Source organism: Bacterioplanoides sp. (assembly GCF_965219715.1).
Classification (GTDB): Bacteria; Pseudomonadota; Gammaproteobacteria; order Pseudomonadales; family Oceanobacteraceae; genus Bacterioplanoides.
Genome location: NZ_OZ244785.1, coordinates 4,787,715 through 4,797,687 on the forward strand (window position 1 = coordinate 4,787,715; position 9,973 = coordinate 4,797,687).

Below are 9,973 nucleotides of genomic sequence, written 5' to 3' on the forward strand. Positions count from 1 at the left end.
GGCAACTGCTCATAATTCACCTTTATTGAGGTTTAAACGTCAGTGTCAGGTTGACCGGCACCACTTCGGCAATCACTTTCAGCTTGGCAATGTCTTGCAATAAACGAATGCCTTTGGTCATTGCAAAGTCATTTGCGTGGATCAGAACCGGCTGCAGGCTGGTTACAACCAGTTGCCCATCTTTAGCGGGCACCGCCAGCAGTTTCAGGTTCAGTTCTTCATCGCTGCCATGCAGATTTAACTTCGCAGGTAATTCAATTTGCTGAACCTTGCCTGCTTTTAATCCCGCTAATAATTCGGCTGATAATTGTGCCTCAATGGTGGCTTTAGCGAAGCTGGATACTTCAAACAACAAATCACGCATGCGCTGATCGCGGATAGGGATGCGGGAGTCGATACTGGTTAAATCAATTTCAACCTTAGCCAGACCGCTATCAGAGACTTCGCCGCTGAGTCGGCCAAAACGGTGCACTTCCAATAAGTGGCTGTTTTTACCGGTGACAAAGGTCACTTCGGAAGGCTGGGTAAGCTGCCAGTCGGCCAGAGCCGAGGCGCTGCTTAACAGTCCTGCTACTAAAGCCGGGGCAAATTTCTTTAACTGCATATCGTCTCTCCTTTTACCAGGTTTCTGCATGAATCACGGTGATCTATTGCAGCAGCGTAACCTGTGGGAATGAGTAAGTCACCAGCCAGCGAAGGTCTTTTTCAATCGCTTCTTTATTGTCACTTTCCAGCGTCCAGCGCTGTTTATCCAGTTTAAATTGCTGCTTTTTGTCGAGCTTTTTGTATTCATCAAGAATAGGCATGGAACGAGTGGCTTCATAGTGGCTGCGCAATTGCGCCAGCTCTGGTAACTGCCAGGCATCGGGGTCGAGGCCGGAAATCAGATACTGAATACGCAACACACCTTCGGTGATTTCGCACTGTTGTTCCAGCACTGAACGGGCAACAAAACGAATGTCATTAACCAGCTCCAGTTGTTTCTGGCGGAGGTTATGGGCCGCTTTGGCCGCTTCTTCCTGCTGCTGACGTTCGACGTCGGCTTCAGCTTGTTTTACTTTTTTAACCAGATTCCAGGCATAGACCGCCAGCGCAATGATAATTGCCAGGCCAGCGATGGCGAACAGGGTAGGGAGGCTCATGAGGTAATTTCGGTCGTGTAATCAAAACAGGGCGCTATTATGACGAGTGTTGGCCCGTCTCGGCTAGTCCTTGCAGAATAAACACTGTTCCGGTGGCGTGGTGCCTTCACGATAGCTTACTCTGAATCGGGCCTGCCCCCGGTTTCTCTGCACCTGATAGCGGCGTTGCTGGTGCAGTGAATCCGTAATGGCTGGGTCTTTGGATGCGCTTGTTTTTTCTGCCTGCGCCGAATTCTTCATCAGCGTTTACCTAACTGGCGCATGGCTTCACTGGCGGTAAAAAATATCTGCCCAGGCTGAAGTTGTTTAAAAAGTTGGCTGTGTTGCAGCTGGTCCATCACCGGTCCTTTAAATTCCGCCAGGTGCAGAGATTTCTGTTGCTGCTGCAATTGCTTGTTGAGCCGAATCAAGCCTTCATAACCGTCAAAATCAATATGATTAATGGCACTGCCAATCAGGATAACGTGTTGAATGTCCTGTTGCTGCTGTAAACGCTGCTGAACATAGTCCTGTAGGTGCTGGCTGTTGGCAAAATAAAGATTTTCATCAACTCTGACCAGCAGTAGCTCGGGGCTGGTGGTCACTGGGTGGCGTTCGATATTGCGGAAGTGGTCGGAGTCCTGATAACGACCCACCTCTGCAATGTGTGGCTCGCTGGTACGTTTCAGAAACAATACCAGCGACAGGCAAATACCGATAAATATGCCGGTCTCTGCATTGGTCAGTAGTACTGCTGTGAAAGTAATTAACCAGGTTAAGCCATCGCCTCGTTGAAAATGCCAGGCGTGGACACCGTCAGACCATTTGATCAGTGGTAACACGGCCGCAACAATAATGGCTGCCAATACCGCTTTGGGTAAATGTACAAACCAGTCTGAAAAAAACAGGCAAACAAGCGCGACCATAACCATGGTAACCAATGCTGCAGCCTGGGATCTGGCACCGGCGGCCTGGTTGACCATCGAGCGCCCAAAACCGCCAGCCACCGGGTAAGCCTGGCTAACGGCAGCAGCCATATTGGCACTCGCCAGCGCTAATAACTCGCGGTTCGGATTGAGGCGGGTGTTTGATTGCAGCGCCATGGCAGTGGCAACTGACAGACTCTCGAGATAAGCAATCAGCGCAATGATAGCTGCGGATGGTAGTAATGCTTGCCAATTGATCTGTCGCCAGTGTTGGCTGATCGCACGAGGCCACTCGAGATCTGGCAGTCCCGCAGGGATAGCACCAACGGTTGCCAATGGCGTATCCAGTGACCAGCTGGTTGCAATTCCTATCAGGATTACCAGCAGTGGTGCTGTTTTTCCTGCGGAACCGCGGACAAGCCTGGGCCAGGCCAGTAACAAAACCAGCATCAATGATCCTAATACCAGAGCACTGACATTAACCTGATCGGCTTGTTGCCACAAAGACAGGAAGGGCTGAAAAAAGACGTCGCTCTGCGGTATTTCAATTCCAGCAAAGTGTTTAATCTGGTTCAGAATAATGATCAGTGCGGCTGCGCTGGTAAAGGCAGAAATAACGGTATGACTGATAAACGCAGTCCAGCGTCCCAGGCCAATTAAAAAGAACAACAATAAAAAGCAAGCCACTAATAACGCCAGCAGGCTGGCGTATGAGGCAAGAGGCAGCTCATCAGTGGCCAGCGGCGATAGCGCTTCCAGTGTCATCAGTGAAACGATGGCAACCGGGCCAACGGCGAGGGTTGGGCTGGTTCCTAATAAAGCGTAAAACAACAACGGTAACAGAGCGGCGTAAAGTCCGGTCTCTGCTGGTAAGCCAGCCAGAAATGCATAAGCGATGGCTTGCGGAACAATCAGTACAGCAACGATCAGTCCCGCGGTCAGATCGGAAGTTAACCAACAACGCTGATAAGAATGCAGTGTTGGCAGCAGATTACTGCCAAGCCTGGTTAACTTCCCTGGCTTCATGCAGGCTCAGGTTCCGGTTGCTGGTCAGCATTCGCTTCCTGAGTTTCACAATACAGATCGTTCAGAACCTGAATAATACGTTCAGCCTGATCATTGTTGAGGCGGTAATAAACGGTTTGTGCCACGCGGCGCGGGGAAACCAGATTTTCACCTCTCAGCCAGGCGAGGTGCTGAGACAGCGCAGATTGGCTTAATGGCAGTTCTTTGACCATTTCTCCGACCGACACTTCGCCTTCACGCAAGCTGCATAAAATCGACAGTCGGTGTTCATTAGCCAGAGCCTTTAACAGACGCACTGCTTCTTTACGATGATTATCGAGAGCTTCGTTAGTCATGTTTAGCGACGTACTCCTTTGCGATATCTGATGTAGCAATTGTATATTATGTATTGCTAAATAAGAATATTCTAATATTATTATTCCAAAACATAGAATATACCACTAAAAAAGTCTGAGGGATTGACCATGAGTACCCACATTGAGACGCATTTTGACCAATTTACCGCTACCGCCAGTCATATCGTGGTTGATACTGCCAGTCAGCAGGCCGCGATTGTTGATCCGGTTATGGGCTTTGATCAGAAGTCCGGTACCACGGATGTCACCCTGATTACTACTATGCTCCTGCGAGTAAAAGAAATGGGGGCACAGGTCAAATATGTGCTCGAAACTCATGCTCATGCTGATCATTTATCCTCGGCGGACTACATTCGCCAGCAAACCGGTGCTGAAATTGTGATTGGTAAACCAATTACACAGGTGCAGAACACCTTTGCCAGTATCTTCAATGAAACCGATGTTCTGGCTTGTGACGGCAGCCAGTTTGATCACCTTGTGGAAGATGGAGATCAGCTAAGCCTGGGAGAAACTCTGATTAACGTCATCGCAACGCCGGGGCACACGCCCGCCTGTGTTTCCTATTTGGTTGGTGATGAGGCGGTATTTGTGGGTGATACGCTGTTTATGCCGGATGTTGGCAGCGCACGTTGTGATTTTCCTGGTGGCGACGCCCGTACCTTGTATCGTTCAGCACAACGTTTGTTATCTCTTGATGCTGGCATTCAGATGTACCTTTGCCACGACTATCCGCCTGCGAATCGCGACATTGAGACGCGGGTCAGTGTGGCGCAGCAACGCCGCGAGAATATTCACTTGCGTGATGGCATCAGTGAAGACGAGTTTGTTGCTCTGCGAACCGAACGGGATAACACATTAGAGGTCCCACGGCTGATATTGCCATCGTTGCAGGTGAATATCCGCGCAGGGGCCTTGCCGGCGGCAGAGGAAAACGGCACCAGTTATCTGAAAATGCCGCTGAATGTTCTCTGATATGGGCCTGGCGAACCAATCCCTGTGCTACATAGCATAAAACCTGCTGAATCTATGGCATTTTTCATAATATTGGTTAATCTGAATGATAAGAAAAACGAATAAGGAAAATGACCATGCTGGTCAATAATCGTTGGGTTCGGGCAACCGGAGATTTAAACGGTAAGCCCATCAGTATTCAGTTTCGTGAAAATTGGCAGCTGGCGGCGGACTCGGAAAAGTTTCCGGTATGTGTTCAGATTGCCTGGCACGCTGATACTCAGGATGAAAGCAGCGGCTTTCCGGCAGACAGTGAGCAAGAAAGCATTCTGGTGTTTCACCAGAGCTTGCAGGATGCGCTGGAGCCAAACGAAAACGCTGTTGTTGCCATGATGATTACCCACGATGCGATCAATCAATGGATTATTTATTGTACCGATCTGGAAAGTCTGAAAACGGCTTTAGATGATATTCCGACTGATAAAGGTTTATATCCGATTGAGGTGGTCGCGGATGAAGATCCGCAATGGAAGATCTTTAACCAGGTGTATGAAGTGATTCAACAGCAGGGTTAAATTATCTGCTGAATCAACAGATTCAAATTGAACGACTCTCAATAACCCTCGGTGCTTTTCTGCCTAGCCAGCTAAACATCGGGGGTTATCTGTATTTGGAGAACTGTTAACCGGATCAGCGTCTCTGGTCATTCTCTTTTTGCTGTTCTTCCGCTTCCAGCGCAGCGATACGTGCAGCTTCGATCTCCGCCAGCTCCGCTTCGACCATGTCCGGGGTTTCCAGTGAAACCAAACCAATTTTTCCTGAGCGCAATTCGTGCAGGCACAACTCGGATGCTTTGTGCAGGTCGGCAATGCCTCCCGGGCGCAGGCAGCCACGTTTAGCGGCAATGGTATTCAGAGCCTGCTCAGCATTTTCCGGCGCCTGTTTCATTTTGAAGCGTGTCATCAGTGGTTGCTGATACGCTTCCAGCAGGTAACCCAAGGCAAACTGAGCAACATCGGTGTATTCGATGGCGGTATCTTTAACCGCGCCGCTGGCTGCCAGGCGGTAACCGCTTTTTTCGTTTTCAAATTTGGGCCACAGAATCCCTGGCGTGTCGGATAACACCACACCGTTTTTAAGGTCGATCATCTGGTTGGCTTTTGTAACTGCCGGCTCGTTACCGGTGCGGGCAATCTGGCGGCCAGCCAGCGCATTAATCAGCGTGGATTTACCCACGTTCGGAATGCCCATAATCATCACCCGGATCGCCAGTTTCTTCTCTGTGCGTTTACTGCCGAGTTTCTTACACAGCTGAATGACCTTTTTTACCTGCTTCTTATCTTCAGCAACCAGAGGCATTGCCTGGGTATTGTGTTGTTTGCCAAAGTAGTTCACCCATTGTTGGGTCACTTTTGGGTCGGCCAGGTCAGACTTGTTAAGAATCTTGATACACGGGGTGTCGCCTCTGAGCTCATCCACCAACGGATTGGTGCTGGAAAACGGTAAACGGGCATCGAGTACCTCCACCACCAGATCGATTTCCGGCATGGCTTCGGCGATTTTTTTGCGGGCTTTGTTCATATGGCCCGGGAACCAATGGATTGCCATAGTGACGATTTCCGATTGACGATGGATGAAAAGGGCGGCACATTGTAAAGCAAGGCCTGTGTAGAGCAACTGCTAAAGCTGTACTCATGCTATTCAAAACCGCACCTCTGTTATGTGCGGCGCAACAGAGAACAGGCCTAGCAGTCAGCGACACAGGATTGTCACAAAACCAGCTTACGCTGGTGGAAGTTGAGTTGGACGGGAGACGGACCTATGGATCTCTTACCTGATGATTTTGCCCAAAGTGCCAAACAACAGGGGCGCCAGGCCTCTGCTACCGTATCCGGACGTCGTCGTGCCGGGTTTCTAGTTGGAAACAAATTCGTTTTTTCAGATCAGACTGAAGTCTTGTGGATGCAGGCCGGACCGGGTGAATTCCGTGAGTTACGTATCTGGCGCAAGTAAACAGGCCAGTCAGATAAAAAATAACCTCCGCTTCGCGTGAAGGGGAGGTTACTTACAGCGGCTATGTGTTAGCTACTGATTATGGATGGCTGCTAGTAACGATGGCTACGGCTATCAGCCGGCAAACATCGAAGCAGGCGCTTCCGATTCTTCGTCCGCCATTTCTGCCGCAGACTCTTCGCTTTCTTCTTCTACCTGAGTTTCAACCGCAGCCGGTGTTTTATCGATGGCAGCGGTTTCTGAGTATTGACTGGTTTCCTCAACCTCAGCCGGTTCAGCAGCGTCTGCACTTTGTGGCTCGCTTTGTTCGGCGGCCAGAGCCGCTGCAACGCGCTCAGCTACGGCTTTTTCAAAGCTGGCTTCTGCTTCTTCGTCCTGCTTCGCCTTCTTGCGTTCCAGTTTGGTAATCGCACGATCGTGGTTGCCCCAGGCACCACCTTTAAACTCAATGCTGTGAACGCCGTTTTCTTCAGCGATTTCATTCGCAATGGATTTAGCAGAATCGTCGGCATCGCGTGCCATCAGTTTACGCTCACCGGCATCGACGCGGGCGAACAGATCAACCAGGGCGCTGGATAATACTTCCTGAGCGACTTCTTCGCGGGTTTTGCGGAAACGTTTTGAGATAATCGACAACATTGCCAGATCGCTGGCATCCAGACGGGTGGTGACGGTGGCCAGCGTTTGCTCCATTTCGCGCTGAGCTTTTTCTTCCTCGTAATAACGGTCGATCAGAGATTGAGTGCTGGTGATATCGATATCCTGCATGTGATGGGGTCCTGCCAACGGGCTGAATAGGTTCAACAAAAATTTCCCAGCTACTGTATATGCTTACAGAGGTTTTGTGCAACCACTAGCGGATGATTTATAGTGCGCTTTTTATCTGTCGGAGAGCACAATGTCAGTTTCAGTCGAGCAAACCATCAGCAGCAAGTTACAACCGCTTGAGCCCGAACATCTGGAGATTGCCAACGAAAGTCATATGCACTCTGGTCCGGCGACCGATTCCCACTTCAAACTGACGGTGGTGAGTGACCAGTTTGACGGCAAGCGTCCGGTTGCGCGTCATCAGTTGGTTTATGGCCTGTTGGCCGATGAATTAGCGGGTCCGGTACATGCGCTGGCACTGCACCTGTATACCCCGCAGGAGTGGCAACAAAGTGGTCAGGCTCCGGACTCGCCAAACTGTCGTGGTGGCAGCAAGGGCGGATGACCTTGGCCGCTACGGACAGTGTCGTCATCTGGCAAGTCTGGCACACTGCTCGGCACAATTAATCTGGTTTGCCTGTTTTTGGGCTGTACCGCTATATTTTCACCGCGAGAATAACAATGAAGTATCTGTTAACCGGCCTTGTGGGCCTGCTGTGCAGCTTTGCTGCTGTTGCTGAAAACCAATGGCAGTTAGAAAAGGAAGACGAAGATCGGGGTATTAAGGTATTCACCCGGGAAGTGGACGGTTCAGACCTTAAGGCGTTCCGTGGTGAGATGAGTTTCAAAACCACATTAACCGCACCGATTGCTCTGATCGAAGACACCAGCCGTGCGCCGGAATGGATGCACAATTGTGGCGTGGTGGAAATCATCGAAAACGTAAAGCCGGGCGAAGCCGTCTCCTACATGATTACCGAAGCGCCATGGCCGGTTTCTGATCGCGATACTGTGGTTCATAGCGTTGCCACACAAAACCCGGAAACACTGGCGGTGCGTGTCGATGTTGAAGCGCGTAACGATGTCTTCCCGGCGAATGATGACTACATTCGTATCACTAAAATGAAAGGTTACTGGAGCTTCACGCCAAATGCAGAAGGTCTGGTGGATATTGTCTACGAAGTGCATGCCGAGCCAAATGGTGGTTTACCATCCTGGTTGGCCAACAGCGTGGTGGTAGACACTCCGTACAACACCATGAAAAACATGCAGAAGCTGCTGAAAAACGACAAATATCAGACCGCAAAGCTGTCATTTATTCAAAACCGCTAGTCGTTCATTTTTCTCTACCTTGCCAAATCTGCCCGCCTTATCGGTGGGCGCGCATTGCTCAGCTGCATCGTTGGCCCGAGTTCGTCCTTGGGCTGAGTAGATCGTTGGCTTGTGCGCCTTCCGGTACACCGGAAGGTGTCATTGCATTGTCACAAATACGTCATACACTGCCCGCAAATTTTAAACGGGCGTTCACAGGCAATGAAATTCCTGCGTGTTTTAACCATTCTGGTTTGTTCTTTCGGCTTGTCAGCGGCACAGGCTCTGGTATCTGAATTCCGTGATTTGCCGATCGACGGCGAGAAAACACTGTTCACCATACATGGCTCCAACACCATTGGTGCGGCTCTGGCACCGAATCTGGTGAAAGATTATTTACGTCGCAAGGGTGCTGAACAAATTGAGGTTCAGGAAACTTCGGTTGAGAACGAGAAGCTGATCAGCGCGTACGTGCGTGACAGCCGCACCCAGGTTTATGTTGCTGTGGCTGCCCATGGTTCCGGCACCGGTTTTAAAGGTTTGGCTGCGGGTTCAGCCGATATTGCAGCGGCGTCGCGCCCGGTTAAAGACAAAGAATTCAATTTGCTGAAAGGCAATGCCGATATGCGTGCGCCACAAAGTGAGCATATCGTTGGTATTGATGGTCTGGCGATTATCATCAATCCGGAAAACCCGATTCAGGATCTGAGCGTAAATGAAATTGCTGAGATATTTTCCGGCGGTTATCAGGATTGGTCAGAGCTGGGTGGCAAGCCGGGCCCGATTAATGTCTACGCGCGTGATGATAAATCCGGTACCTGGGACTCATTTAAAGGCATGGTGTTGGGCAAGAAAAAGAAACTGATCGGCACTGCGCAGCGATTTGAGTCCAACGATGAGTTGTCAGACACGGTTGCAGCCGATGCGTCCGGAATTGGTTTTGTTGGTTTAGCGTCGGTACGTAATGCCAAACTTATCGCTGTATCCGATGGCAGCGCTAAAGCACTGCTGCCCAATAAACTGACGGTCGCTACCGAAGATTATGCCTTGGCCCGTCGGTTGTTTATGTACACGCCGGGTGAATCTGAAAATCCATACGCGGCTGAGTTCCTCGAATTTGCTCTGGATAATTCCGGTCAGAAAATTGTGGCAGATACCGGTTTTATTTCGCAGGAATTAAAAGCGGTAACACCGGAATTTTATGCGGATCTGCCTCCGGATTTTCGTAAGCTAACCTCGGATGCACAACGCCTGACAATTAACTTTCGCTTTAAACAAGGCAGCGCCAAGCTCGATAACAAAGCCTTAAAAGACATTGAACGACTGGTTGATTATCTGCAGTCACAAAAGCAGCGCGAAATCCTGCTGATCGGTTTTGGTGATAAAAAGAAAACCGAAAAACGTGCGAAATTATTATCAAAATTGCGGGCAATGGCGGTACGTCGTGAGCTGGTGCGCAACGGTATTTATCCGAAAGAATCGGTTGGCTATGGCGAATATTTACCGGTGGCGTCAATTAACCGCAGTGAAGGGCGGATGAAAAATCGCCGTGTTGAAGTCTGGTTGCGTGAGTCTGCAGCGATTGCAGCCGCTGACTGATCACGCTGATAACCAGCATAAA

Annotated in this window: 12 protein-coding genes; 6 read left to right on the forward strand and 6 right to left on the reverse strand. The window is 50.1% G+C overall.

Going from position 1 to position 9,973, the window contains the following annotated elements:
* Positions 1-22 precede the first annotated feature (22 nt).
* From ACOQOZ_RS22130 to ACOQOZ_RS22145, 4 genes are all read right to left on the reverse strand, one after another.
* Complete coding sequence (locus ACOQOZ_RS22130; RefSeq protein ID WP_420590322.1) at positions 23-604, reverse strand: YceI family protein; 582 nt, start codon at positions 602-604, stop codon at positions 23-25.
* Between the two features lie 43 nt (positions 605-647).
* Positions 648-1,142 carry a DUF2489 domain-containing protein gene (locus ACOQOZ_RS22135; protein ID WP_420590323.1) on the reverse strand — a complete coding sequence of 165 codons (495 nt, stop codon included), beginning with the start codon at positions 1,140-1,142 and terminating at the stop codon, positions 648-650.
* Between the two features lie 239 nt (positions 1,143-1,381).
* The gene (locus ACOQOZ_RS22140; protein ID WP_420590324.1) at positions 1,382-3,073 is read right to left on the reverse strand and encodes a SulP family inorganic anion transporter; all 1,692 of its coding nucleotides are present in this window, start codon (positions 3,071-3,073) and stop codon (positions 1,382-1,384) included.
* On the reverse strand, positions 3,070-3,408 hold the full coding sequence (locus ACOQOZ_RS22145) for an ArsR/SmtB family transcription factor (protein ID WP_420590325.1): 339 nt from the start codon (positions 3,406-3,408) through the stop codon (positions 3,070-3,072). Before ACOQOZ_RS22145 ends, ACOQOZ_RS22140 begins: the two co-directional genes overlap by 4 nt.
* 129 nt (positions 3,409-3,537) lie before the next feature.
* Between ACOQOZ_RS22145 and ACOQOZ_RS22150 the strand changes: the two genes are divergently transcribed.
* Both ACOQOZ_RS22150 and ACOQOZ_RS22155 read left to right on the forward strand, forming a co-directional pair.
* On the forward strand, positions 3,538-4,401 hold the full coding sequence (locus ACOQOZ_RS22150) for an MBL fold metallo-hydrolase (protein WP_420590326.1): 864 nt from the start codon (positions 3,538-3,540) through the stop codon (positions 4,399-4,401).
* 116 nt (positions 4,402-4,517) lie between these two features.
* Positions 4,518-4,955: a DUF695 domain-containing protein gene (locus tag ACOQOZ_RS22155; protein ID WP_420590327.1), complete on the forward strand. Its 438-nt coding sequence runs from the start codon at positions 4,518-4,520 to the stop codon at positions 4,953-4,955.
* A gap of 115 nt (positions 4,956-5,070) precedes the next feature.
* On the opposite strand, the gene ylqF is transcribed toward ACOQOZ_RS22155, so the two are convergent.
* Positions 5,071-5,988, reverse strand: coding sequence for a ribosome biogenesis GTPase YlqF (ylqF, locus tag ACOQOZ_RS22160; protein WP_420590328.1), 918 nt, complete (start codon positions 5,986-5,988; stop codon positions 5,071-5,073).
* Positions 5,989-6,201: 213 nt separating this feature from the next.
* Between ylqF and ACOQOZ_RS22165 the strand changes: the two genes are divergently transcribed.
* The gene (locus ACOQOZ_RS22165) at positions 6,202-6,393 is read left to right on the forward strand and encodes a hypothetical protein (RefSeq protein WP_068653319.1); all 192 of its coding nucleotides are present in this window, start codon (positions 6,202-6,204) and stop codon (positions 6,391-6,393) included.
* 114 nt (positions 6,394-6,507) lie between these two features.
* Here ACOQOZ_RS22165 and ACOQOZ_RS22170 read toward each other — a convergent pair whose 3' ends face one another.
* Positions 6,508-7,161, reverse strand: a complete 654-nt coding sequence (locus tag ACOQOZ_RS22170) for a hypothetical protein (protein ID WP_420590329.1) — start codon at positions 7,159-7,161, stop codon at positions 6,508-6,510.
* Between the two features lie 130 nt (positions 7,162-7,291).
* Between ACOQOZ_RS22170 and ACOQOZ_RS22175 the strand changes: the two genes are divergently transcribed.
* From ACOQOZ_RS22175 to ACOQOZ_RS22185, 3 genes are all read left to right on the forward strand, one after another.
* Entirely contained in the window at positions 7,292-7,606 is a 315-nt protein-coding gene (locus ACOQOZ_RS22175) for a BolA family protein (protein WP_420590330.1), read from the forward strand.
* A 116-nt stretch (positions 7,607-7,722) separates the two neighbouring features.
* Entirely contained in the window at positions 7,723-8,373 is a 651-nt protein-coding gene (locus ACOQOZ_RS22180; protein ID WP_420590331.1) for an START domain-containing protein, read from the forward strand.
* Positions 8,374-8,574: 201 nt separating this feature from the next.
* Positions 8,575-9,951: a substrate-binding domain-containing protein gene (locus ACOQOZ_RS22185; protein WP_420590332.1), complete on the forward strand. Its 1,377-nt coding sequence runs from the start codon at positions 8,575-8,577 to the stop codon at positions 9,949-9,951.
* The last annotated feature ends 22 nt before the right edge of the window (positions 9,952-9,973 follow it).